23 protein-coding genes and 1 pseudogene are annotated in these 24,585 nt (G+C 71.5%); 14 read left to right on the top strand and 10 right to left on the bottom strand.

All coding sequences use genetic code 11. From position 1 onward, the window contains the following. The first annotated feature begins 4 nt into the window (after positions 1-4). Positions 5-2,014 carry a M13 family metallopeptidase gene (locus AC6CQV_RS12970; RefSeq protein ID WP_498259682.1) on the top strand — a complete coding sequence of 670 codons (2,010 nt, stop codon included), beginning with the start codon at positions 5-7 and terminating at the stop codon, positions 2,012-2,014. Further along, a complete protein-coding gene (locus AC6CQV_RS12965; protein WP_061782208.1) occupies positions 2,011-2,910 on the top strand; it encodes a serine hydrolase in 900 nt (299 codons plus the stop codon). The genes AC6CQV_RS12970 and AC6CQV_RS12965 overlap by 4 nt, the downstream gene beginning before the upstream one ends. A gap of 179 nt (positions 2,911-3,089) precedes the next feature. Here the strand turns inward: AC6CQV_RS12965 and purU are convergent, their stop codons facing one another. The 7 genes and pseudogenes from purU to AC6CQV_RS12930 all read right to left on the bottom strand — a co-directional run bounded on the left by purU (position 3,090) and on the right by AC6CQV_RS12930 (position 8,781). After that, positions 3,090-3,971, bottom strand: coding sequence for a formyltetrahydrofolate deformylase (gene purU / locus AC6CQV_RS12960; protein WP_498259681.1), 882 nt, complete (start codon positions 3,969-3,971; stop codon positions 3,090-3,092). Between the two features lie 41 nt (positions 3,972-4,012). Next, on the bottom strand, positions 4,013-4,150 hold the full coding sequence (locus tag AC6CQV_RS12955; RefSeq protein ID WP_498259680.1) for a hypothetical protein: 138 nt from the start codon (positions 4,148-4,150) through the stop codon (positions 4,013-4,015). 5 nt (positions 4,151-4,155) lie between these two features. Beyond that, positions 4,156-4,308, bottom strand: a complete 153-nt coding sequence (locus AC6CQV_RS12950) for a hypothetical protein (RefSeq protein WP_498260712.1) — start codon at positions 4,306-4,308, stop codon at positions 4,156-4,158. Further along, positions 4,309-4,371: pseudogene (locus AC6CQV_RS12945) on the bottom strand (GntR family transcriptional regulator); the annotation flags it as partial. It lies immediately after the preceding gene. A gap of 149 nt (positions 4,372-4,520) precedes the next feature. After that, positions 4,521-5,699, bottom strand: a complete 1,179-nt coding sequence (locus tag AC6CQV_RS12940) for a cobalamin-independent methionine synthase II family protein (RefSeq protein ID WP_101305395.1) — start codon at positions 5,697-5,699, stop codon at positions 4,521-4,523. Positions 5,700-5,889: 190 nt separating this feature from the next. After that, positions 5,890-7,371, bottom strand: a complete 1,482-nt coding sequence (locus AC6CQV_RS12935) for a peptide MFS transporter (protein WP_060959677.1) — start codon at positions 7,369-7,371, stop codon at positions 5,890-5,892. A 9-nt stretch (positions 7,372-7,380) separates the two neighbouring features. Further along, positions 7,381-8,781, bottom strand: a complete 1,401-nt coding sequence (locus AC6CQV_RS12930) for an MFS transporter (RefSeq protein ID WP_498260700.1) — start codon at positions 8,779-8,781, stop codon at positions 7,381-7,383. 101 nt (positions 8,782-8,882) lie between these two features. On the opposite strand from AC6CQV_RS12930, the gene AC6CQV_RS12925 reads away from it, so the two are divergent. From AC6CQV_RS12925 to AC6CQV_RS12900, 6 genes are all read left to right on the top strand, one after another. Continuing rightward, positions 8,883-9,632 (top strand): GNAT family N-acetyltransferase, encoded by a 750-nt coding sequence (locus tag AC6CQV_RS12925; RefSeq protein WP_498259679.1) that lies wholly within the window; start codon positions 8,883-8,885, stop codon positions 9,630-9,632. Next, positions 9,629-10,024 (top strand): hypothetical protein, encoded by a 396-nt coding sequence (locus AC6CQV_RS12920; RefSeq protein ID WP_101305396.1) that lies wholly within the window; start codon positions 9,629-9,631, stop codon positions 10,022-10,024. The genes AC6CQV_RS12925 and AC6CQV_RS12920 overlap by 4 nt, the downstream gene beginning before the upstream one ends. A gap of 53 nt (positions 10,025-10,077) precedes the next feature. After that, positions 10,078-10,530 carry a MarR family winged helix-turn-helix transcriptional regulator gene (locus AC6CQV_RS12915; RefSeq protein ID WP_061782214.1) on the top strand — a complete coding sequence of 151 codons (453 nt, stop codon included), beginning with the start codon at positions 10,078-10,080 and terminating at the stop codon, positions 10,528-10,530. Between the two features lie 36 nt (positions 10,531-10,566). Next, positions 10,567-10,989 (top strand): organic hydroperoxide resistance protein, encoded by a 423-nt coding sequence (locus AC6CQV_RS12910; RefSeq protein WP_060959673.1) that lies wholly within the window; start codon positions 10,567-10,569, stop codon positions 10,987-10,989. Between the two features lie 217 nt (positions 10,990-11,206). Continuing rightward, the gene (menC, locus tag AC6CQV_RS12905; RefSeq protein ID WP_498259678.1) at positions 11,207-12,355 is read left to right on the top strand and encodes an o-succinylbenzoate synthase; all 1,149 of its coding nucleotides are present in this window, start codon (positions 11,207-11,209) and stop codon (positions 12,353-12,355) included. Continuing rightward, positions 12,352-13,236: a hypothetical protein gene (locus tag AC6CQV_RS12900; protein WP_498259677.1), complete on the top strand. Its 885-nt coding sequence runs from the start codon at positions 12,352-12,354 to the stop codon at positions 13,234-13,236. Before menC ends, AC6CQV_RS12900 begins: the two co-directional genes overlap by 4 nt. Before the next feature lie 33 nt (positions 13,237-13,269). On the opposite strand, the gene AC6CQV_RS12895 is transcribed toward AC6CQV_RS12900, so the two are convergent. Beyond that, positions 13,270-14,634 carry an SPFH domain-containing protein gene (locus AC6CQV_RS12895; protein ID WP_101305398.1) on the bottom strand — a complete coding sequence of 455 codons (1,365 nt, stop codon included), beginning with the start codon at positions 14,632-14,634 and terminating at the stop codon, positions 13,270-13,272. 164 nt (positions 14,635-14,798) lie between these two features. Here AC6CQV_RS12895 and AC6CQV_RS12890 point away from each other — a divergent pair, with 164 nt between their 5' ends. The 4 genes from AC6CQV_RS12890 to AC6CQV_RS12875 all read left to right on the top strand — a co-directional run bounded on the left by AC6CQV_RS12890 (position 14,799) and on the right by AC6CQV_RS12875 (position 19,065). Further along, a complete protein-coding gene (locus tag AC6CQV_RS12890) occupies positions 14,799-15,161 on the top strand; it encodes a DUF4870 domain-containing protein (RefSeq protein WP_498259676.1) in 363 nt (120 codons plus the stop codon). 96 nt (positions 15,162-15,257) lie between these two features. Then, complete coding sequence (locus tag AC6CQV_RS12885) at positions 15,258-16,667, top strand: sugar porter family MFS transporter (protein WP_498260699.1); 1,410 nt, start codon at positions 15,258-15,260, stop codon at positions 16,665-16,667. Positions 16,668-16,891: 224 nt separating this feature from the next. Further along, positions 16,892-18,280 (top strand): glycine--tRNA ligase, encoded by a 1,389-nt coding sequence (locus AC6CQV_RS12880; protein WP_498259675.1) that lies wholly within the window; start codon positions 16,892-16,894, stop codon positions 18,278-18,280. A gap of 59 nt (positions 18,281-18,339) precedes the next feature. Beyond that, the gene (locus AC6CQV_RS12875; RefSeq protein WP_060959664.1) at positions 18,340-19,065 is read left to right on the top strand and encodes a GNAT family N-acetyltransferase; all 726 of its coding nucleotides are present in this window, start codon (positions 18,340-18,342) and stop codon (positions 19,063-19,065) included. A gap of 74 nt (positions 19,066-19,139) precedes the next feature. On the opposite strand, the gene AC6CQV_RS12870 is transcribed toward AC6CQV_RS12875, so the two are convergent. Then, positions 19,140-19,706, bottom strand: a complete 567-nt coding sequence (locus AC6CQV_RS12870; RefSeq protein WP_492491053.1) for an HhH-GPD-type base excision DNA repair protein — start codon at positions 19,704-19,706, stop codon at positions 19,140-19,142. A 102-nt stretch (positions 19,707-19,808) separates the two neighbouring features. Between AC6CQV_RS12870 and AC6CQV_RS12865 the strand changes: the two genes are divergently transcribed. Further along, positions 19,809-20,840, top strand: a complete 1,032-nt coding sequence (locus tag AC6CQV_RS12865; protein ID WP_198553666.1) for an ATP-binding cassette domain-containing protein — start codon at positions 19,809-19,811, stop codon at positions 20,838-20,840. Continuing rightward, complete coding sequence (locus AC6CQV_RS12860) at positions 20,837-21,676, top strand: ABC transporter permease (RefSeq protein ID WP_174524672.1); 840 nt, start codon at positions 20,837-20,839, stop codon at positions 21,674-21,676. Before AC6CQV_RS12865 ends, AC6CQV_RS12860 begins: the two co-directional genes overlap by 4 nt. A 12-nt stretch (positions 21,677-21,688) precedes the next feature. Here AC6CQV_RS12860 and AC6CQV_RS12855 read toward each other — a convergent pair whose 3' ends face one another. Then, entirely contained in the window at positions 21,689-24,568 is a 2,880-nt protein-coding gene (locus tag AC6CQV_RS12855; RefSeq protein WP_498259674.1) for an ATP-binding protein, read from the bottom strand. Positions 24,569-24,585: the final 17 nt, after the last annotated feature.

The following is a 24,585-nucleotide window of genomic DNA, read 5'->3' as shown; positions in this document are numbered from 1 at the left end:
CGGCATGACCGATCCCTCCCTGCGCTCGGGTATCGAGCTGTCCGCGTTGAGCCCCGGCATCCGTCCTCAGGACGACCTCTTCCGCCACGTCAACGGAGCCTGGTTGGAACGCACCGAGATCCCCGACGACAAGGCGCGGTGGGGCTCGTTCCACCTCATCGCGGAGCAGGCCGAGAAGGACGTCCGCGCGATCATCGAGGAGTCGACGGCGGCGGAGCCGGGGACCGAGACGCGCAAGATCGGCGACCTGTTCACGAGCTTCATGGACACGGAGCGGATCGAGCAGCGCGGCGCCGAGCCCCTGCGCGACCAGCTCGCCCGGGTCGACGCGATCGACTCCGTCCCCGCGCTGCTGCGCACGGTCGGCGAGCTCGAGCGCGAGGGCGTCGGCGGCATGATCGGCGTGTACATCGAGCCCGACCCGGGCAACCCCGAGCGCTACGTCTCCTTCTTCGTCCAGTCCGGGCTCTCGCTGCCCGATGAGAGCTACTACCGGCTGGAGAACTTCGACAAGACCCGTGTCGCGTTCCGCGACTACGTGCAGACGATGCTCGCGCTCGCCGGCGTCGACGCCGCGGGCGAGGATGCCGGGCGCCAGGCCGACCGGGTGCTCGCGCTCGAGACCGAGCTGGCGACGCACCACTGGGACAACGTGCGCACGCGCGACGCGGTCGCCACCTACAACCTCATGACCTGGGATGAGGTGCAGGGGCTCGTCGGCGTCGACCTCGATCCCTGGCTCGACGCCGTCGCGCCGGGGCGCCGCGACGGGTTCGCCGAGATCAACGTGAATGAGCCGAGCTACTTCTCCGGCCTCGGCGGCCTGCTGGTCGAGGACCGCCTCGACGACTGGAAGGCCTGGCTGCGACTGCACGTCGTGCGCGCGTCGGCGGCGTTCCTGTCCGATGCGTTCGTCGAGGCCAACTTCGCCTTCTACGGCACCGAGCTCACCGGCGTCCCGGTCAACCGCGAACGCTGGAAGCGCGGTGTCGGCTTCGTCGAGGCGGCCATGGGCGAAGCGGTCGGCAAGGTGTACGTCGATCGCCACTTCCCGCCGGCGGCCAAGGAGGCGATGGACGAGCTGGTGGCGAACCTCATCGAGGCCTATCGCGCGTCGATCGCGACGCTGGAGTGGATGACGCCCGAGACCCGCGACCGTGCGCTGGAGAAGCTCGCCGCCTTCACGCCCAAGGTGGGCTACCCGCAGAAGTGGAAGGACTACACCGCTCTGGAGGTCGACGCCGCCGACCTCATCGGCAACGTCCGCCGCACCAACGCGTGGGAGCACGAGCGGCAGATCGCCAAGCTCGGAGCACCCATCGACCGCGACGAGTGGTACATGACCCCGCAGACGGTCAACGCGTACTACAACCCGCTGATGAACGAGATCGTCTTCCCCGCGGCGATCCTGCAGTACCCGTTCTTCGAGCTCGATCGGGATGCCGCGGCCAACTACGGCGGCATCGGCGCCGTGATCGGCCACGAGATCGGCCACGGCTTCGACGACCAGGGGTCGGCCTTCGACGGCACCGGCGCCCTCCGCGACTGGTGGACCGACGAGGATCGCGCGGCGTTCCAGCAGCGCACGGCGGCCCTGATCGCCCAGTACGACGAGCTCGTGCCGCAGGGTCTCGCCGCCGAGCACCACGTCAACGGGGCGCTCACGATCGGCGAGAACATCGGCGATCTCGGCGGGCTCGGCATCGCCATCAAGGCGTACCGGCTCTCCCTGGGGCTGGACAGCGGCGCCGACGTCACGGACGACAGCGCCGACGGGCCGGTGATCGACGGCTTCACCGGCATCCAGCGGCTGCTGCTGAGCTGGGCGCAGATCTGGCAGCAGAAGGGGCGCGACGCCGAGACGATCCGTCTGCTGACGATCGACCCGCACTCGCCCAACGAGTTCCGCTGCAACCAGATCGTCCGCAACGTCGACGAGTTCTACCGGGCGTTCGACGTCGCCGAGACCGACGCGCTGTGGCTGGACGCCGACCAGCGCGTCACGATCTGGTGACCACCGCATCGCCGCGGCGGGGGGAGCGCCCCGCATCCCGCCGCTCGCCGCGGCGATCCGGCGGGCGGACGCGATCGTTCTCGACGGCGCTCGCCGCGCTCGACGCCGTGGCGGCCGCCGGTGCGCAGGTCTCGGTGTGCGTGACCGACCTCGACTCGGGCGAGACGGTGCTCGCCGGCGACGCCCACCTCGTGCTCCCCGTGGCGGGCATCGGCGTCGTGCCGCTGCTCATCGAGGTGGCCGCGCAGATGGATGCCGGCACGCTCGATCCCCTCGAGATCATCGAGCGCACGTCGGTGCCGCCGGTCACGGTCGGCGGCCTCTGGCACCGGCTGGCGGCGCCCGCCCTGCCGGTGCGCGACCTCGCCGTGCTGGCGGCGGCGGCGTCGGACGCGGCCGCCGCGAACGCCCTGCTCGAGCGCGTCGGGCTCGACGCCGTCCGTGCGCGCGTCGAGCAGATCGGTCTCGTCAAGACGGCCCTGATCGACGGCTTCCGCGATCAGCGCGGCCTCGACGACGCCCCGCACGTCGGCCTCGCCTCGACGGGAGAGCTCGTCACCCTCTTCGCGGGCCTCGTGAACGCCCAGGTCGTCTCACCGGCGGTGAGCGCACAGGTGTCGGAGTGGCTGAGCCTCAACCAGGATCTGGCGCTCGTCGCCGCGAGCACGGCGCTCGACCCCTTCGCGCACGACGACGACCGCCACGGTCTGCTCTTCGTCAACAAGACCGGCCGGGGCGACGGCATCCGCGCCGAGGCCGGAGTCATCGCCGGGCCGCGCGCCGGCGCCGCCTACGCCCTCATCGTGTGCTTCGACGATCTGTCGGTCGCGCACCGGCTGCGCGCGCACGAGGCGTTCCGCGCCCTCGGGCTCGACCTCATGGAGTACGTGTACTGACGCCCGCCGGGCCGGGCCGCCGCTCAGGCCCGTGACGTTCGTCGGGGATTCCGGGCGCGTCGGCGCCGCGGGCGGCCTGCCGGGGTCGTCTGGAGCCAGAAGTCCGACGATCGTCACGGCGTGGGCGGGGCGGGTCGCCGGGGTGGGGCCGTCGCCTGCCCGCCGGGCCGGGCCGCCGCTCAGAAGACGATCGTGTGGTTGCCGTGGCGGATGACCCGGTCCTCGGCGTGCCACAGCACGGCACGTGAGAGCACCTGACGCTCGACGTCCGCACCGCGCCGAGCGAGCTCCGCCGATGACTCGGCGTGGGTGACCCGCACGGTGTCCTGCTCGATGATGGGTCCCTCGTCGAGATCGCCCGTCACATAATGCGAGGTGGCGCCGATGAGCTTGACGCCGCGCTCCTTGGCCTTCTTGTAGGGCTCGGCGCCGATGAAGGCGGGCAGGAACGAGTGGTGGATGTTGATCACGGGCACGCCGAGGCGTTCGAGGAACTTGGGCGAGAGGATCTGCATGTAGCGCGCCAGCACGACGAAGTCGACGTTGCCGACGAGAAGCTTCAGGATCTCCTCCTCCGCCGCCGACTTGTCGGGGCCCGCGACCGACGGCACGTGGAAGAACGGCACGCCGAAGCTGCGGACGTCCTCGGCCGTCGTCGTGTGGTTCGAGATCACCATGGGGATGGTGACCGGCAGGTCGCCGCGGCGGTGGCGCCACAGCAGGTCGAGCAGGCAGTGGTCCTGCTTCGAGGCGAGGATGGCCATGCGCTTGGGTACCGACTGATCGGTCAGCGACCACTCCAGCTCGAAGCCCGCGAGGGTCTGAGCGATGTCCGCCTCGATCGCGGGGCGCTCGAGGGCGAAGTCGGGGCGGTGGAACACGACCCGCTGGAAGTACGCGCCGCCGCGGTGGTCGTCGGAGAACTGGTCGAAGGCGACGATGTTGCCGCCGATGCGGGTGATCATCGCCGATACGGCCGCGACGATGCCGGGCTTGTCGCTACCGTGCACGATGAGGCACGCGTGGTCGGCGGGAAGGTGGGGATCGTGCACGGGAGCCATGGATCGATTCTGCCGGATCGGCGCCCGTGTCTCGTGCGCGCTCACGGGATGCCGTGCAGCACGCGGATCAGCCGCTCGACCCGCTCCACGTCGCGCGTCACGATCGCGGTGCGCAGCTCGGCGCACTCGACATGCTGCACCTCGGTGGCGACGCGGCGCAACGGTCCGCGTCCCCGCACCCGCGTCAACGCGATCGCGGCATGGCCATGTGCGCGGCGACCCCGGCCATGTAGCCGGCGAGCTCGCGGTGGTGACGGACCATTGCCTCATCGACCGCTGTCACGCGGGTGAAACGGCTGGGTTCGATCTCGACCAGGCCGATCCGCTCCAGGCGCATCAGTGCTTCGCGGACGGGTGTGCGAGAGACGTGGAGTCGCTGCGCAAGCTCGCGATCGCGCAGGGTGCTGATCCCCCCGCTGCGCCGTACTCGCGGGCCGTCGACGGTGTCGACGCGGACCCGACCTGCTTCCGATTCGATTCTGTCCCGCCTCGCCGGAGCGCAGCCGATATTCCGGCATGAAACGTCCCGGGGGACGCGCCGGAGTGCCCTCAGGCGCGGCGGGCGCCCTCGCCGAGCGTCTCGAGCTTCGCCCAGGCGATGTCGGGGTGGAGGCGTCCGCCGAGCCCGCAGTCGGTCGAGGCGATGACGCGGTCGGCACCCACGATGTCGGTGAACCGGCGGATGCGCTGCGCGACGAGCTCCGGGTGCTCCACGACGTTGGTCGCGTGGCTGACGACGCCGGGCACGAGCACCAGGTCGTCGGGCACGGCGGCATCCGCCCACGCACCGAACTCGTGCTCGTGGCGGACGTTGCCGGCCTCGAACGAGATCGAGCCGACGTTCGCCTGCAGCACGACGGGCAGGATGTCCTTCAGCTCGATGTCGGTGGTGTGCGGCCCGTGCCACGACCCCCAGCACAGGTGCAGGCGCACCTGCTCCTTGGGGAGCCCGGCGATGGCGTGGTTGATCGCGTCGATGCGGATCTTCGTGAAGGCCTGGTAGTCGGCGATCGAGGGTTCCGGGTTGATCTGGTCGAAGTTCTCGGCGAGCGACGGGTCGTCCAGCTGCAGGATGAGCCCGGCGTCGACGATCGCGCGGTACTCCTCGCGCAGGGCGTCGGCCCACGCGAAGATGTGCTCCTCGTCGCCGGCGTAGTACTCGTTGCGCACGCGCGCCGCAGACCCGGGGGCGATGGCCGTGAGGAAGCCGCGCTCGCCGTCCCGGAGGGCGCCGGTGAGGTGACGGATGTCGGATGCCACGGCATCGTGACCCCGGTACGCGAGCGGTCCGGTCGTCGTGGGGAACGCGGTGGCGGTGCGTCCCGCCTCGACGGCCTCGGCGTAGACGGCCGGGAACAGCTGCCGATCGCGGCGGTCGAGGAAGCTCGTGAGGCGGATCTCGCCGGGCGCGGAGCGCACCGGCGGCTCGTTGAACGCGTTGACCTCGGTGAGCGACAGGCCGCTCACCCGCTGGAAGGAGTACGACCACCAGGCGCCGTAGTCGACCGCGTTCGACATGGCCTTGCCGAACTCGCCGTCGCCGACGAGGGTGATGCCGGCGGCGCGCTGACGCTCCACGACGTCCGCGACGGCCTGGGCGGTCAACGACTCGAACGCGGGCGTCGACTGCAGCGTGAAGCCGTCGTCGGCGAGGGTGCGCGAGGCGTTCGCCTCGATGAGGGCGGCGGTGCGGGGCAGGCTGCCGGAGGTCGTGGTGGCGACGGACATGGGTCTCCTCCTGAGGACGATGGCCCGCGGGGCGGGCGAGTGTCAGAAGGCTCTTGCAGCGGCGAGGGGCGCAGGCTGCTCAAGGCGGAGGCTTCCGGTTTTCGAGCCACCGCCAGGATACGGCGACCGGCGCCGTCCGCGCGGACGTGTGACGTCGGGTGACACCCGCGTCCGGTGGGCGGATGCCGCCTCAGCGCACGCCGCGCATGAGCCGGAGGACCGGCTTCGCGAAGAGCAGCAGCAGAACGCCCACGCCGATCGCGATGAGGCCCAGCACGGAGAAGTAGGGCACCTCGTCGTCGGGGTCGTAGAGGGTCGCGAGCTGGCCGGCGATCGCGGTGCCGAGCGCCACCGACAGGAAGAACAGCGCCACCATCTGGGTGTGGAAGGCCTCGGGGGCCAGCTTGGTCGTCACCGACAGGCCCACCGGCGAGAGCAGCAGCTCCGCCACGGTGAACACGAACAGGATGCCGACGATGGCCAGCAGCGGCGTCGAGTTCTCGCCGCCGCCCGCGAAGGGCAGGAACAGCAGGAACGCCGCCCCCATCACGATGGCGGCGACGCCGAACTTCACCGGAGTGGCGGGTTGGCGCGCGCCGAGCTTCGTCCACACCGCGGCGAAGACGCCGGAGAGCACGATGATGAACACCGGGTTGATGGAGTTCACCCACGACACCGGCATCTCCCAGCCGAACAGGTCGCGGTTCAACCGCTTGTCGGAGTAGACCGTCAGCACCGTGAACTGCTGCTGGTACAGCGACCAGAAGGCGACCGAGGTGAGGAACAGCGGCACGAACCCCCACACGCGGCTGCGCTCCTCGGCATCCACCCGGCGGCTGGACAGGATGACCGCGAAGTAGGCGATCGCCGCCCCGATCACGGTGACGATCACGATCAGGGCGAGGTTGTCGGCGCGGATGACGCCGAGCAGCACCAGGACGACGATGAGGACGACGCCGGCGACCGCGATGCCGATCATCAGCGGGTAGCGCTCGCGGGGCAGCGGGTTGGGCACCGCGCGTGCCTCGGCGGGCAGCTGACGGCGGCCGAACGAGTACTGCACGAGCCCCAGGGCCATGCCGACGGCGGCCAGGCCGAAGCCCCAGTGGAAGCCGAGGCTGGACTGGAGGAGGCCCGTCAGCAGCGGCCCGGCGAACGCGCCCAGGTTGATGCCGAGGTAGAACAGCGAGAATCCGCCGTCACGGCGGGTGTCGTCCGGGCCGTAGAGGGTGCCCACGACGCTGGTCGCGGTGGCCTTCAGCCCGCCGGAGCCGATCGCGACGAGCACGAGGCCCACGCCCACGCCGACGAAGCCCGGCAGCAGCGCGAGGGCGATGTGGCCGGCCATGATGACGATCGCGCTGAGGAACAGCACGCGCTCCGCGCCCAGGATCCGGTCGGCGATCCAGGCGCCGAGGATCGTGGAGAGGTAGACGGCGCCGCCGTACGCTCCGACGATGCCGGCGGCCACGCCCTGATCGACGCCGAGGCCGCCCTCGCTCACCGAGTAGTACAGGTAGATGAGCAGGATGCCCTGCATGCCGTAGAAGCTGAACCGCTCCCACATCTCCACACCGAACACGTGGGCGAGCGCCCACGGCTGGCCGAAGAACCGGGTGTCGCGGTCTCCGGAGGACGCGGGCGCGGGGAGGACGGGCTGGCGCGGACTCATGGTGCGAGGCTAGTGGTCCGCCGGCAACGCGGGGTGGTGCTCGTCGGCGGGGCGCAGCGGGATGAAGGCCGCGACCGTGAGCGCGATGACCGCGGCGGCGAGCCCGAGCCAGAACGACACCTGGAACGCGGATGCCGTGGGCACGGCGCGTCCGTCCTGCACCGTCGACATGCCGGCGAGCACCGCCCCGACGACCGCCGCGGCCGAGCTCGTCCCCAGCGAGCGGAAGAGGGCGTTGAGGCCGTTGGAGGCTCCGGTCTCGGTCTGCGGCACCGAGCGCATGATGAGCATGGGCATCGCGGCGTAGCCGAACCCGATGCCGACGCCGATGAGGAGGTTCGCGATGAGGATGTGCCAGACGGCCGACGCGAACAGCAGGCTGAAGCCGTAGGCGGCGATCAGCGCGATCGCGCCGAGGATGAGCAGTCGTCGCGGCCCGACCGTGCTCGCGAGGCGCCCGGAGAACGGGGAGAGCATCATCATGACCAGGCCGGACGGCATGATCACCAGGCTCGCCGCCAGCAGCGTGAGCCCGAAGCCGGTCGGTGCGGGCAGCTCGAGCAGCTGCGGGTAGGACACGTTGGACGAGAACAGCGAGAACCCCATCGCGACCGACGCGAGGTTCGTCAGCAGCACGGGGCGCCGAGCGGCGACGCGCAGGTCGAGCAGCGGCTCGGCGATCCGCAGTTCGTACCACCCCCAGACGAGGAGGACGGCCACACCGCCGAGGCCGCAGCCGAGGGTCGCCGGTGACGCCCACCCCCAGGCGTCGCCGCGCGAGATGGCGAGCAGGATGCCGAGCAGGCCCACCGCGAGACCGAGCGCGCCGACGTAGTCGAAGCGGCCCGCCGTGCGCAGGACGCTCACGGGGACGACGAGCAGGACGAGCGCGAACACGATCGCGCCGAGGGCGGCGGCCGTCCAGAAGAGGGCGTGCCAGTCGGCGTTCTCGGTCACGAGCGCGCTCACGGGGAGTCCGAGTGCGCCGCCGACGCCGAGGGTCGCGCTGATGAGGGCGATGGCCGGGTCGACGCGGTCTTCGTGGAGCACGTCGCGCAGGATCGAGATGCCGAGGGGGATCACGCCGGTCACGGCCCCCTGCAGGGCGCGGCCGACGATCAGCCAGACCAGTCCCGTCGACAGCGCCGCGATGACGGAGCCGACGACGAGGGTCGCCAGCAGCACCAGCACGATGCGGCGCTTGCCGTACATGTCGCCCAGACGCCCCGCGATCGGCGTGATGACGGCGGCCGCGAGGAGCGTCGCGGTGACCACCCACGCCGTGTCGTCGCGGTCGGCGTGCAGGAGGTCGGGCAGGCGCGTCTGGATCGGGACGACCAGCGTGAACATGAACGACGAGGCGAGGCCGGCCAGCGCCAGCACGGCGACGATGGCGCCCTGCGGCGGCATCCGCGCCAGCCGTCTGCGCGCGGAGTCGTCGGTAGCCATCGTTTCAGGCTATCGTCCGGTCGGCGCGGTGGCTCCGTCGGGGTCCGGCGTAGGGTGACGGCATGGCGGACCTCGACAGCCGGACCCCCGACGGGTTCCGCATCCGACCCCTGCAGACCATGGCCCAGATCACGGCGGCGTCCGCCGTGCTCAGCGAGGTGTGGGGCGGCGATCGCACGGGCATGCCCGCGAACCTCCTGAGGGCGCTCGCGCACGTGGGCAACTACGCCGTCGGGCTGTATGCCGCCCCGACGGAGGGCGATCCCGCGGCGGAGCGCATGATCGGCGCGTCGGTCGGGTTCTTCGCCGCTCCCGACGACCGGTCGCTGCACTCGCACATCACCGGCATCGTCGGCGTGTATCGGGGGCGGGGACTCGGGCGGCTGCTCAAGCAGCATCAGCGGGAGTGGGCGCTCGGGCGCGACGTGCACCACATCACCTGGACCTTCGATCCGCTCGTCGCCCGCAACGCGTCGTTCAACCTGCGCGTTCTCGGCGCGCGCGTGGGCGCGTACTTCGTGGACCACTACGGCGCCATGGACGACGGGGTGAACCGCGGCGACGAGACCGACCGCATCTTCGCCGTCTGGGATCTGGATGCGCCCGCCGCCCCGCCGCGCGAGCAGGACATCGTCACCACCGTGGAGGTGCCCGCCGACATCGAACGGCTGCGACGCGAGGCGCCCGGTGAGGCGCTGGACTGGCGGTACCGCGTGCGGGAGGCGTTCCTCGGGCTCACCGAGGACGGCTTCAGGGTCGCCGGATTCGACGACCGCGGCTACCTCTTCGTCCGCGAGGGGGTGACGGCGTGAGCGTCGGCGGCGTCGTTCCGGAGGACTGGACGGTGCACCGCCGGGAGGACGGCGAACGTCTCGGCTGGATACGGCCGGACGGCGACGCCTGGACGGCGATCGACGTGCTGGGGCGGGTGGTCGCGGCATCCGTCGACTGGCTGGATGCCGAGGACGCGCTCGAGCGGCGGGGTCTCGCGTTCCTGGCCGAGCCGTGGATGCTCGAGCGCGGTGAGGGGCAGCCGGTGCGCGTCCGGCTCGTCGAGGTGACGCCGGCGCGGATCGTCGTCAAGGTCGACGACTACGGCGACATGAGCCGGCCGCACGAGGGGATCGTCCTGCCGTGGCCGCTGCCGCCGCAGCTGCGGCCGCCGCGGGAGGGCGATCCGGACGGGTTCACGCTGTCGCGCTGACACGCCTCCCGCGACAAATTGTGCACAACTGAATTGTGTGCAATGCTTTCCTCATGTCCGCTCCCGCCACGCTCGACGAGTTCGTCTGCTTCGCGATGTACACCGCCTCGCACGCCACGACGCAGGCCTATCGCGAAGTGCTGAAGCCGTGGAAGCTCACGTATCCGCAGTACCTGGCGCTGATCGTGCTGGCCGCGGGCGAGCGCACCGTGAGCGGACTCGGCGACGAACTCGGCCTCGACTCCGGGACGCTCTCGCCGCTGCTGCGGCGCCTGGAGGACCGCGGTCTGGTCCTGCGTCGCCGTGACGCGGCCGACGAACGCGTCGTGCGCGTCGCGCTGACCGCCGCCGGGCGCGAGGTCCACGCCGACGTCGTGGCGGCTGCCGGCTGCCTCGTGCCCGCGTTCGTCGACAGCGGCCGCGGCCTCGGCGAGCTGCTCGAACAGCTCGCCGCCATCACCGCCAACATGCGCGCGCTCGCCGCCGACCTGCGCACCGCCGCCTGAGCGGCGCGCCCTCCCACCTCCACGAAAGGAACCACCATGGACACCCTCTACACCGCAGAAGCCCTCGCCACCGGCGGCGGCCGCAACGGACACGTCCGCACCACCGACGGCATCCTCGACTTCGACGTGCGCGTCCCCAAGGAGATGGGCGGCGCCGGTGAGGCCCCGAACCCGGAGCTCCTGTTCGCCGCCGGGTACGCGGCCTGCTTCCACAGCGCCCTGCAGAGCGTCGCTCGCGCCCAGAAGGTGAGCATCGAGGGCTCCAGCGTGGGCTCGCGCGTCGGCATCGGCCCCAACGGCCAGGGTGGATTCCAGCTGGCCGTCGCGCTCGAGGTCAACATCCCCGACGTCGACCTCGCCGTCGCGCAGCAGCTCGCCGACGCCGCCCACCAGGTGTGCCCGTACTCGAACGCCACGCGCGGCAACATCGAGGTCGCGGTCACCGTCGTCGACGACTGATTTCGCGAACCCGCGTCATAAGCCACGGCATCCGCCCTCTCTTGAGTGAAGACCTCGAGAGGACGGATGCCGTGCGCACTTTCATCACCGCCATCACCGGAGCCCTGCTGCCCCGGGCGCCGCGTCGCAGCACCTACATCGCGCCGCGCTTCGCCGTGCTGCGCGCCCACCGCTGAGCACGAGCCCGGCGCACCCGCGCGCGGCGTAGCCTGAGCGCATGCCGATCGCCCGCCCCACCGCACCCGTGCGCCTCGACGCCGTCGAGCTGCGCGTCGTGCACCTGCCGCTGGTCTCGCCCTTCACGACGTCGTTCGGCACCGAGACCGTGCGGGAGGCGATCGTCGTGCGCGCCCGCACGGCCGGCGGCGACGGGTGGGGCGAGATCGTCACCCAGCAGGCGCCGCTGTACTCCAGCGAGTACACGCAGGGCGCGTGGGACGTGGCTCAGCGCTTCCTCGTGCCGGCGCTGCTGGATGCCGGGTCCTCCGCCTCCGGCGGCCTTTCGCCCGAGGACGTGTCGGCCGTGCTGGAGCCCTTCGTCGGCCACCGCATGGTGAAGGCCGGCCTGGAGCTCGCCGTCCTCGATGCGGCCCTCCGCGCCGAGGGGCGCCCGCTGGGCGAGTACCTCGGCGCCACGGTCGACCGCGTGCCGAGCGGGGTGTCGGTCGGCATCCAGCGCGACCCGGCCGCGCTCGTCGATGTCGTGGCCGGCTACCTCGACGAGGGCTACGTACGGATCAAGATCAAGATCAAGCCCGGCCGCGACGTCGCCGACACCGCCGCCGTGCGGGACGCCTTCGGCGCCATCGCGCTGCAGGTGGATGCGAACTCGGCCTACACGCTCGCCGATGCCGACACCCTCGCCGAGCTCGACCGGTTCGACCTGCTGCTGATCGAACAGCCGCTGCAGGAGGACGACATCGTCGACCACGCCGCGCTGGCGGCACGGCTGCGCACGCCCCTCTGCCTGGACGAGTCGATCGTGTCGGCCAAGGCCGCGCGCGACGCGCTCGCTCTGCGCGCCGCCGCCATCATCAACATCAAGGCCGGACGCGTCGGTGGCTATCTCGAAGCGGTCCGCGTCCACGACCTGTGTCGCGAGGCGGGCGTCCCGGTGTGGTGCGGCGGCATGCTCGAGACCGGCATCGGCCGTGCGGCGAACGCGGCCCTCGCGGCGCTGCCCGGTTTCACCCTGCCGGGCGACGTCTCGGCATCCTCCCGCTTCTACGCGCGCGACATCGTGCGCGACCCGATCGTGCTGGAAGACGGGTACGTGCGCGTGCCGACCGCGCCGGGCGTCGGCGTGGAGATCGATCCCGTCGCCCTCGACGATGCGACGGTCGCGCGGGTGGAACTGCGGCGGTGAACCGCGTGCGGCACCGGTCGGCCGTCGCCGCGGCCGTGATCGCGACGGCGCTGCTCACGGGGTGCGCCGCCGACGCGGAGCCGGTCGTCAGCCCCGGGCCGCCACCGGCGGGGGTCGCGGTGGTCGTCACCCAGCAGCGGTCCGATGTCGCCGACCGGCAGGCCGAGGTGCGGATCGAGAACCACGGCGACGTCGCGATCGAGGTCGGTGCGGTCCGACTCGACGATCCCCGGTTCGCGGCGCCCGCCACGCGCATCGTCGACAGGGTCTCTCCGTTGGGTCCGGGGTCGACGGTCGACGTCCGCGTGCAGTTGCCGGGCGCGGTGTGCGACGCCCCGCAGGATGCTGCGAGCACCGTGACGTTCGACTACGTGATCGACGGACGGGCGGGCCGGGCGAGCGCGCCGGCGCCGGAGCTGTTCCCGTTCCTCGCCGCGCTCCACCGGCGCGACTGCGTCGAGCAGCACGTGCGCCAGGTCGCCGGCGTCGACCTCACCGCGTTCGCCCCGTCGACCCCGGGAGCGCCCGCGACGCTGTCGGTGTCGATCGTCCCGCGCGGCGGCACCGCCCACGTCGAGCTCACCGGCATCCGCGAGACGAACCTGCTGACGTTTCCCGCCGCCACGGGAGGCCTGTACGCGCTGGACATCGATCTCGCCGACGGCCATCCTGACCCGACGATCATCGCGCTGCCGCTCGTGCCGGCGCGCTGCGACCCCCACGCCGTGCAGGAGGACAAGCGCGGCACCGTCTTCGTCGTCGACGTCGTGGTCGACGGCGAACCCGGCCAGTTCGCCCTCGCCGCCGGCCCTGCCCTCAAGGGGGAGCTGCTGGCGTGGGTCACCGCCTGGTGCGGCGAGGGCGACGGCGCCGGTCACTGAACGACCGGCGCCCGCGCCTCGCTTCATCTCCGATCAGGGGGTGGGGACCTCGGCGGATGCCGCGGCATCCGTGCGCGATGCCTGCTCCTCGCGCAGGCCCTGGGCCATCCCCCGACCCGTCGCCTGCCCCTGGATCACCTGACGCAGGTCGATGCCGGTGGCCGCCTGGATCGCGTCGAAGCTCGCCCGCATGCTCGAGGCCGACTCCGCCGCCATGTGGCTGGAGGCGCCCTCGCCGCCGAGCACCGTGATCGAGCCGACCTTGTCGAAGCCGCGCGCGAACTCCGTCATCATCGGCACGAGCGCCTCGAGGGCGCGCTGTGCGAGCAACGCCTCCTGGTTCTTCGAGAGGGCCTCGGCCTCCGCCTCGATCGCGGACGCCCGCGCCTCGCCGACGAGGCGCACCGCGTCGGCCTCGGCCTGAGCGCGCAGGCGCGTGGCCTCCGCCTCCTGCGCCGCGATCTGCGCACGCGCCTCGGCGGCCTTCACCTCGCCGTACGCCGCGGCATCCGCGGCGCGCTGGCGCTGGTAGAGGTCTGCATCGGCGACCTTCTTGATGTCGGCGTCGAGCTGCGCCTGCTTGTTCTCGGCACCCTGCAGCAGCACCGCCTGCTCGCGCTCGGCCCGCGCGAGGGCCTCGGCCTGCTCGGCCTCGGCGCGAGCCCGACCGACCTCGGCGGCCGCCGCGGCGGAGTTCTTGTCGAACGCGGTCTGCTCGACGAGGTTGGCCTCGTCGGTCGCGATCTGGCGGGCGCGCACCTCCCGCGCGGCGTTGATGCGGGCGACTTCGGCTTCGCGGCGGACGCGCTCGACCTCGGTGGCACCGAGGGCGTCGATGTAGCCGTTCTTGTCGGTGACGCCCTGGATCTGGAACGAGTCGAGGATGAGCCCCTGCGCGAGCAGGTCGCTCTTGATGCCCTCGGCGATCTGATCGGAGAGCTTCTGGCGGTCCTTCATGAGCTGCTCGACGGTGAGCGTCGCGACGACGCCGCGCAGCGCGCCCTCCAACTGCTCGGTGGTGAACTGCTCGATCGCGCCGTCCTGCGAGAGGAAGCGTTCGGCCGCACGGCGGACGAACTCGGGATCCGAACCGATCTTCACCAGCGCGACGCCCGAGACGTTGACGGTCACGCCGTTGGAGGCCTGCGCCGTCGGCTCCATCTTGATCTGACGTGCGCGCAACGAGATCATCTCGGCGCGCTGCGTCAGCGGGTTGACGAGGGCGCCGCCCCCGGTGATCACCGAGATGCGCGACGACTCGCCGCTGGCGTTCTTCTGGTTCTTGCCGACGATGACCAGGGCCTGGTCGGCCTTGGCGACCTTGTACCAGGCGCGGACCATGATGAGCAAGAAGATGAGGAGGACGATCGCGGCGACCACGGCGATGCCGACGATCACGAGCGTTCCCCCAGCGGCAAGAATCTCCACGTTACGAACCCACTTTCCTTTGCGTTGCCGATGTCCTTCGACCGTATCGAACGATGCCCCCGGATGCCGAGGAACGCCCAGATCTCGGGATAACCCCCTCGGACCCGGCGTGTCCAGACCTCTACGCTGGTCGCATGACCACTCCGCCGTATCCGCAGCCCGGCCCGCAGCCGATGAACCCGTCCGACGAGAAGATGTGGGCGACCCTCGTGCACGTCGGCGGGGCCCTCTTCGGATTCCTTCCGGCGCTCATCGGCTACCTCGTGCTGAAGGACCGCGGCCCGTTCGTGCGCGCGCACACCGCGACCGCGCTCAACTTCCAGCTCACCCTGCTCATCGCCGAGGTCGTCGGCTACGTGCTGATGATCGTGCTGATCGGCTTCCTCGTCGTCCCCCTCGTCTACGTCGTGCGCATCGTCTTCTCGATCATCGCCGCCGTGAAGGCGAACAAGGGCGAGTGGTACACCTACCCGGTGTCCATCTCCTTCCTCAGCTGATCGCCGACGGAGCGGAGGACCGCCCGCACCCCGCGGCGCGGAGCTATCGTCTTCCGAGTGACCACGACCGACTCCCTCCCCGCCGGAACGTTCTCGATGAGGAGCCCCTACGGGCGACGGGCCGCCGCGCTGTCGGTCGCCGCCGCGGTCGGCGGGTTCCTCTTCGGCTTCGACTCCTCCGTCATCAACGGCGCCGTCTCCTCCATCGAGTCCACGTACACGAAGGACGCGCTCCTCACCGGATTCGTCGTCGCCATCGCCCTTCTCGGCTGTGCGCTGGGAGCGGTCATCGCCGGCGCGCTGTCCGACCGCTGGGGGCGCCTTCGGGTCATGCTGCTCGGCTCGGCGATGTTCCTCGCCAGCTCGATCGGGTCGGCCTTGACCTTCAGCGTCCCCGATCTCATCGTCTGGCGCGTGCTCGGCGGCATCGGGATCGGCATCGCCTCGGTCGTCGCCCCCGCCTACATCGCGGAGGTCGCGCCGCGCCAGGTGCGCGGCAGCCTCGCCTCGCTGCAGCAGCTCGCGATCACGCTCGGAATCTTCACCGCCCTGCTGAGCAACGCGGTGCTCGCCGGCGCCGCCGGCAGCGCCGACAACGTGCTCTGGTGGGGGCTGGAGGCCTGGCGCTGGATGTTCCTCATCGGCGTCATCCCGGCCGCGGTGTACGGCATCCTCTCCCTGACGATGCCGGAGTCTCCGCGTTTCCTGCTCGCCAAAGGGCGCAACGACGAGGCGCGGGCGATCTTCGAGCGTCTCGTCCCGGCGGCCGACCTCGACAAGACGATGAACGAGCTGATCAGCGGCATCGAGGACGATCGCAAGAACCGGACCGCCTCCCTCCGGGGTTCGGCACTCGGCCTTCAGCCCGTCGTGTGGATCGGCATCATCCTGTCGGCGTTCCAGCAGCTGGTCGGCATCAACGTGATCTTCTACTACTCCACGACGCTCTGGCGGGCCGTCGGCTTCGATGAGAGCAACTCGCTGCTGATCAGCGTGTTCACGTCCGTGACCAATGTGCTCGTCACGCTGATCGCGATCTTCCTGGTCGACCGCATCGGCCGCAAGCCCATCCTGATGACCGGCTCGCTCCTGATGGCGCTCTCCCTGGGCACGATGGCGCTCGCCTTCGCGTTCGCCCAGACGGTGGACGGCGAGGTCACGCTGCCCGGGGCGTGGGGGCCGATCGCCCTGGTGGCGGCGAACCTTTTCGTCGTCGGATTCGGCGCCTCCTGGGGCCCGATCGTGTGGGTGCTGCTCGGCGAGATCTTCCCCAGCCGCATCCGCGGGAAGGCGCTCGGCGTCGCGGCCGGGGCGCAGTGGATCGCCAACTTCCTCGTCTCGTGGACGTTCCCGCAGCTCGCGGCGTTCTCGCTCCCGTTCACGTACGGCATGTATGCGGTCTTCGCGGCGCTGTCCTTCGTCTTCGTCCTCTGGAAGATCCCGGAGACGAAGGGCATGGCCCTCGAGCAGAGCGAGACGCTCTTCGTCCGCACGCCGAAGCGGTAGCGACCGAACCAACAGAATCGGAAGTTGTGAACGGATGCGGATGCCGCCGCGCGCGGCATCCGCATCCGTCGGCGAGATCCGAATCCATGACGGTGCCGCGCCCGCAGCCGTCTGGACGGGTGGGCCGGGAAGCCGCTGCGGCGGAAGACTAGACTCGACGGATGCCGGAGCTCTCGGCATCCACACCCTTTTCGCATTCGCGACACGACCATTTGGAGCCACCTGTGGCCGAGCAGTCCCGCCTCGACAAAGTCATCGCCCTCGCCCGTCATCGCGGTTTCGTCTTCCAGGCCGGCGAGATCTACGGCGGATCGCGGTCGGCGTGGGACTACGGCCCCCTCGGCACGGAGCTCAAGGAGAACATCCGCCGTCAGTGGTGGCAGACGTTCGTGCGCGGCCGCGCCGACATGGTCGGGCTCGACTCGAGCATCATCCTCCCCAAGCGCGTCTGGGAGGCTTCCGGCCACGTCGCCACGTTCACCGACCCGCTGGTCGAGTGCCTCCACTGCCACAAGCGCTTCCGCGCCGACAACCTCATCGAGGACTTCGAGGCGCGCAAGGGCCGCCCCGCCGAGAACGGTCTCGCCGACATCCCCTGCCCCAACTGCGGCACCAAGGGCCAGTACACCGAGCCGAAGGCGTTCTCCGGCCTCGTCAAGACCTACCTGGGTGTCGTCGACGACGAGTCGGGCCTGTACTTCCTGCGCCCCGAGACGGCGCAGGGCATCTTCGTCAACTTCTCGAACGTGCTGACGGCGTCGCGTCGCAAGCCGCCGTTCGGCGTGGGCCAGGTCGGCAAGGCCTTCCGCAACGAGATCACCCCCGGCAACTTCATCTTCCGCACGCGCGAGTTCGAGCAGATGGAGATCGAGTACTTCACGCCGCCCGCCGAGGCGCACCAGTGGTTCGAGCACTGGGTGGAGGCCTGCTGGAACTGGTTCGTCGACCTCGGTGTCGACCCCGCCAACATGAAGCGGTTCGACGTGCCCGAGGAGGACCGCGCGCACTACTCCGCCGGCACCATCGACGTCGAGTACCGCTTCGGGTTCCCGGGCAAGGAGTGGGGCGAGCTCATGGGTATCGCCAACCGCACCGACTACGACCTCAAAAGCCACTCCGAGGCGTCCGGCCAGTCGCTCACCTTCTTCGACCAGGCCTCGGGTGAGAAGTACACGCCCTACGTCATCGAGCCCTCGTTCGGTCTCACCCGCGCGATGATGGCGTTCCTGGTCGACGCGTACCGCGAGGAGGAGGTGCCCAACGCCAAGGGCGGCACCGACACCCGCACGGTGCTCGCGCTCGACCCGCGCCTGGCTCCCGTGAAGGTCGCCGTGCTGCCCCTCTCGCGCAACGAGCGTCTCTCGCCGCTGGCGCGCCAGGTGGCCGACGACCTGCGCGCGCAGGGCTGGAACGTCGACTTCGACGACGCCGGGGCCATCGGTCGGCGCTACCGCCGGCAGGACGAGATCGGCACGCCGTTCTGCGTGACGGTCGACTTCGACTCGCTCGACGACCAGGCCGTCACCGTGCGCGATCGCGACACCATGGCGCAGGAGCGCATCGCCCTCGACGCGCTCGTGGGCTACCTCGGCGAGCGCCTGCGCGGCGCCTGAGCCGCGGCATCCACCGATCGCCGCCGCGACGGTCGCCGTCGAACGGCTACCGTGGAGGCATGGCATCCGGCGCATCCGAGTCCACGCTCAGCATCCGCGATCTCGACACGCTCGACGAGATCTTCGCCGCGCATCGCATCCTCGTCGAGATCTGGGGTGGGCGCGATCCGCTGCCGGCGCCGCTCATGCGGGCGCTGCAGTACTCGGGCAACTACGTGGTGGGTCTCTACGACGGTGATCGCATCGTCGGGGCATCCGTCGCGTTCTTCTCGCCGCCCGAGCAGCACGCGATGCACTCACACGTGACCGGCGTGCTGCCGGAGTACCAGCGCCGCGGGTTCGGACGCCTCCTCAAGCAGCAGCAGCGCCAGTGGGCCATCGCCCGCGACATCGGCACCGTCACTTGGACGTTCGACCCGCTCGTGCGCCGCAACGCCCACTTCAACGCCAAGACGATCGGCGTGCGGTTCGTGCAGTACCTCGTCGACCAGTACGGCTCGGCCTACGACGGCGCCGAGCTCGACCAGCGCGGCCAGGGCGTCGACAGCGACCGCCTGCTGGTGGCGTGGGCGCTCGCCTCCGCTCCGGTGCGCGAGCCGGATGCCGCGGACGTCGTGGCGACGGTGCAGATCCCCGATGACATCGAGGCGCTGCGGCGCACCGACCCGACCGAGGCGGCCGCGTGGCGACTGCGCGTGCGCGACGAGATGCTCGGCCACTACAGCCGCGGCCTGGTCATCGGCGGTTTCGACGACGAGCGCGGGTATCTGTTCGTGCAGGGCTGAGCCGGTGCGCTGGGGGCGTTTCGACTCGCTGCGCTCGCTCAACGGCCGGGGTTCTTCCTCCCGGCCGCGACGCCTCAGCCCTTCGCCGCGGCCTTCGCCGCCTTCTTGAACTCGCGGACCTTGGCGAGCGAGTCGGGCGAGACGATGTCCGCGACCGACCGGTACGACCCCTCCTCGCCGTAGGCTCCGGCCGCCTCGCGCCATCCGGCGCCCGTGAAGCCGTACTGCTTGCCGAGCAGGGCGAGGAAGATCTTGGCCTTCTGCTCGCCGAAGCCCGGCAGCGCCTTCAGCCGCTTCAGCACGGTGGGGCCGTCGGGGTCGCCCTCGGTCCACAGCGCCGCGGCATCCCCGCCCCAGTCCTGCTCGAGGGTGCGGCAGAGGGTCTGCACCCGACCCGCCATCGACCCGGGGTAGCGGTGCACCGCCGGCGACTGCTGGAAGGCGGCGACGAGCGCGTCCGGGTCGTAGCCGGCGATGGTGGCGGCATCCACGGCGCCGATGCGCTCCTCGATCTTCAACGGGCCGCTGAACGCCGTCTCCATCGCCACCTGCTGGTCGAGCAGCATGCCGATCAGCAGCGCGAGCGGGTTGTCGGTGAGCAGGGTGTCGGCGGCCGGGTCGTCGGTGATGTGCAGGCTCATACATCGAGTGTGTCACCCGCAGACGCACCGTGACAGCGCCGTGACAGCGCCATCCTGCTCGTGACAGCGGGGCGGCAGCGCCTGCGGCGCACAGTGGATGACATGACCACTTCCTCCACTTCCACACCCACCCTCGCGGTGCGCGCCGAAGGCCTCGTGAAGGTCTTCGGCGACAACCGGGCCGTGGACGGCGTCGACCTGACGGTCGAGGCCGGCACGGTCTACGGTGTGCTCGGCCCCAACGGCGCCGGCAAGACCACCACCATCAACATGCTCGCCACGCTCCTGCGTCCCGACGGCGGCCGCGCTGAGATCTTCGGCCACGACGTGATGCGCGAGCCGAACGTCGTGCGCCAGCTCATCGGCGTCACCGGCCAGTTCGCCTCGGTCGACGAGACGCTGTCGGCGACGGAGAACCTCATGATCTTCGGCCGGCTGCTGGGCCTGTCCCGCGCCGAGGCGAAGAGCAAGGCGGCCGACCTGCTCGAGCGCTTCGCCCTGACGGATGCCGCACGCCGGCCGCTCAAGAAGTTCTCCGGCGGCATGCGGCGCCGGCTCGACCTCGCGGCATCCCTCCTGGCGCAGCCGCCGCTCATCTTCCTCGACGAGCCGACGACGGGCCTCGACCCGCGCACGCGCGGACAGATGTGGGACACCATCCGCGAGCTGGTCGCGACGGGATCCACCGTCGTGCTCACGACGCAATACCTCGACGAGGCCGACCAGCTGGCCGACCGGATCGCCGTGATCGATCACGGCCGGGTCGTCGCCGAGGGCACCGCCGACGACCTCAAGGCGTCGGTCGGCACCTCCTCGCTGATCCTGCGGCTCGCCGACGCCGCCGACACCGACGACGCCCTCCGCGCGATCGCGCAGGTGCTCGGCGTGCGCGGCGCGCTGTCGCCGGAGGCCGCGCGCATCACGGCGCCGATGGCCGACCCCGACCGGGTCGCCGACCTGCTCATCACCCTGCGCGAGGCCGGCATCCACCTCACCGAGATGAGCGTGCAGAAGCCGACGCTCGACGAGGTGTTCCTCACCATCACCGGCCGACCGGCGGATGCCGCGGCCACCGACCCCGCGTCCGCCGACGCCCCCACCGCCAACGCCGCCACCACGGAGGTCCGCGCATGACCACCATCACCCCGACCCCGATCGCCCTGACCCCCATCACCCCGGCATCCGAGCGTCGCCTGTCGAACCGCACGAGCCTGCGCCAGACGGTCGAGAACACCCTGACCATGGCCTACCGCGGGCTCGTGAAGATCCGCCGCACGCCCGAGCAGCTCGTCGACGTGACGGTGCAGCCGATCATCTTCACGCTGATGTTCGCCTACATCTTCGGCGGGGCGATCGCCGGAAACGTCGAGAGCTACCTACCGGCGCTGATTCCCGGCATCCTGGTCCAGACCGTCATCACGACCTCCGTCGTCACCGGCACGCAGCTGCGCGAGGACATGGACAAGGGCGTCTTCGACCGGTTCCGGTCGTTGCCGATCGCCCGCATCGCCCCGCTGTCGGGCGCCCTGCTGGCCGACACCCTCCGCTACGCGATCGCCACGACCATCACGTTCGTGGTCGGCTTCCTCATGGGCTACCGTCCGGCCGGAGGCCTCGGGGCCGTGGTCGCGGCGGGACTGCTGGTGATCGCCTGCTCGTGGGCGATCAGCTGGATCTTCGCCTTCTTCGGGGTCGTCGCCCGCACCGCCTCCAGCGTGCAGGGCATCTCGATGCTGATCCTGTTCCCGCTGACGTTCCTGTCGAACGCCTACGTGCCGATCGACTCGCTGCCCGCGCCGCTGGCCTGGTTCGCGAGCATCAACCCGATCTCGCACCTGGTCACGGCGGTGCGCGACCTGGCCAACGCGGGCACCATCGGGACGGACTTCTGGACCTCGCTGGTGGGGGCTGCGGTCATCGTCGCGGTGTTCGCGCCCCTCACGGTGCGCGCCTACATGCGCAAGGCCTGACCGACCGCGGGGTCAGTCGAGGAAGGCGGCGAGGGCATCCACGTCCTCGCCGCCGTCCTCTGCGTCGCGCAGCGGCAGTGCCGGATCGGGATCGCCCAGCACGGCGCGCAGCCGCGCGAAGGCGGGGTCGGTGACGTCGGCGCCGCCGCGCAGACGCACGGATGCCGCGAACGCCCGCCGCGCGGCATCCGTGCGGCCGACCGCGGCGAGCCACGCCGCCGTCGCGAGCACCACGTCGGCGGCGATCGGCTGATCGTCGGCGGCGAAGGCGACCGGCAGGGTCTCGCGCAAGGCGTCGCGCGCCTCGTCCGTCCGTCCGAGCAGCAGCAGCCCCTGGGCGCGGCGGGCACCCGCCCAGGCCTGCAGCTGCGGCTGCGGGTCGCCGATCGCGGCGGCGGGGATGGCCTCCAGATGGCGAAGCGTCGCCTCCGCATCCTCGGCGGCGATCGCGAGCGAGGCGGCCGTCGAGTGGTACTGGAACAGCGCACGACTGGATCCGTCGAGCTCGGCGAGGCGTCGCACCTCCTCCAGGCGCTGCTGGGCCTCGTCGAAGCGTCCGAGCCGCGCCAGGATGCCGAGGGTGAGCGAACTCTGCTGGATGACGTCCCAGATCGAGGTGAGGCCCGCCAACCCCTCCGCCGCCGCGTCCGACACCGCGAGCGCCTCGTCGAGGCGGCCCTGCAGCACGAGCCACTCGGAGCGCAGCTGGCTCGCCAGCGCCAGGCCCCACGGATCCTGCAGGTCTTCGAACATCCGCAGGGCCCGGGCGCTCGCCGTCTCGAGGGTCGCGATGTCGCCGCTGTTCTGCGCGGATGCCGCGTCGAGCACGGCCAGGAAGGCGTGCGTCCAAGGCGGCGCATCGGCGGCGGCCTCGTCGTGGGCCGAGAAGTTCCACGACCGGATGCGGCGGCCGCCGCTCTCGATGAGCGAGCGCGACGCCGCCCGCAGGAGGGCGGCGACGGCGAGGGACAGCTCGGAGGGGTGCCGGGCGGCGCCCGTCGAGATCTCGGCGGCGCGGCGGGCGAAGCGGTCCACCTCGGCGGGAGGGAGCGGATCGGCGGAGGCCGCCACCGTGAAGGAGGGGATCATGAGCAGCAGCGCGTCGAGCACGACGGCCGCCTCGCTCTCGGGGACGCCGTCGGCGTGCGCGACCCGCTCGATCGCGCCACGCAGCTCGCCGAACCGCTCACGCATGAAGAACGGCCACACGGTCGCGCGCACGAGCGACCGGCCGAGGTCGCCGAGGTCGGGGTCGGTCTGGGTGAGCCGGATCGCGGCGGACAGCGACTCGTCGTTCTCGTCGAACCAGGCGAGCCCGTCGCGCACCCCAGGCCCGCGCAGCTGCTGCTCGTGCTGGGCGCCGAGCGCCGCGAGCACGCGCGCGGCGGCGATCTGCGCCTCGCGCTCGCGGCCGTCCGCGCGCAGACGCTCGCGGCCGTACTCGCGAACGGTCTCCAGCAGGCGGAACCGCCCGTGCGTGCGCGTCAGCAGGGAGCGGTCCACGAGGGCGTCGAACGCCTCGGGTCGCGTTCCGAACGCCGCGGCGACGGCGGCGGCATCCCGCACGCCGACGCCGTCCGCGAAGACGGATGCCGCCGTCAGCGCCGTCCGCTCGTCCGTGGGCAGCGGCTCCCAGCTCCAGTCGATCAGGGCGCGCAGGGTCTGGTGCCGCGGATCGGCGACGCGAGGCCCCGAGCCCAGGAGAGCGAACCGGTCGTCGAGGCCGGAGTCGATCTCCGCGAGGGTGAGCGTGCGGGCCTTCGCCGCCGCCAGCTCGAGCGCGAGCGGGAGCCCGTCGAGCCGATGGACGATGCGCGCGGTGGTCTCCGCCTCGGCGGCGTCGGGCGGCGTGCCGCGCGCGGCACGCACGCGCCGCTCGAAGAGCTCGACGGCGTCGGCGTCGGGCAGCGGTCCCAGCGCGACGAACGCCTCGCCGGGCACGCCCAGGGGTTCGCGGCTCGTCGCGAGGATCCGCGCCGCGGGCAGGGCGGCCAGCAGATCTCGCGCGACGGCCGCCGCGGCCGCGCTGACATGCTCGCAGTTGTCGAGCACCACGAGCACGTCGCGGCCGCGCAGGGCGTCGACGACGCGGTCGCGGTCGCTCTCCTCGCGACGCGGCGGGGTCTCGCCGAGCCGGATGCCGCGGCCGGCGGACGCCGCGATGGCCGCCCAGATCTCGGCCGCCGCGGCCGGAGCGAGCTCGACGAAGAGCGTGTCGGGCGTTCGGCGCGCCGTCTCCAGGGCGAGCGTGGTCTTGCCGGCGCCGCCGGGACCGATGACGGTGACGAGCCGCTCCGCGCGCAGCTGCGCCGCGATGGTCGTCAGCTCGTCGCCGCGGCCGATCAGCGGCGTCAGCGCCGCCGGCACGGCGGGCGCACGGGAGGCGGCGGGGGCTTCGGCGTCCGGTGCGGCGGCGGCCGCGGCGGCGTCCGCGGCGACGAGGCGCTCCGCGTGGGCGCGGTCTTCGAGGAGGTCGCGCAGGGCCCAGTCGAACCCGTCCGGCACCCACGGATCGCCCACCCAGAGGGCGATCGCTCGGCGTGCGAGCGCGGCCGCCGCGGCGGGGTCGCCCGCGGCCCGGGCCTCCGACACGAGATCCTGGAAGCGTGTGAGATCGATCTCGTCTCGGCCGATCGTGAGGCGGTAGCCGCCCGACACCGACGCGATCGTCGCGGCCCCGAGGGCGCGGCGCAGCCTCGAGACGAGGGACTGCAGCGCGGCGCGCGGGTCGTCGGGCGCATCCAACGACCAGAGGTCGTCGGCCAGCGCCCGCACCGACACGACGGCGCCCGCGTCGACGGCGAGACGGAAGAGAAGTCCCTCCTGCCCGCGTCCGCGCGCCGGCAGGGGGCCGGCATCCCACGCCGGACCGCCGAAGTAGGTGAGCCGCACGGCTCCACTCTAGGTCC

This window comes from Microbacterium sp. EG9 (assembly GCF_059759475.1).
This window is presented reverse-complemented; position numbering and strand designations above follow the sequence as displayed.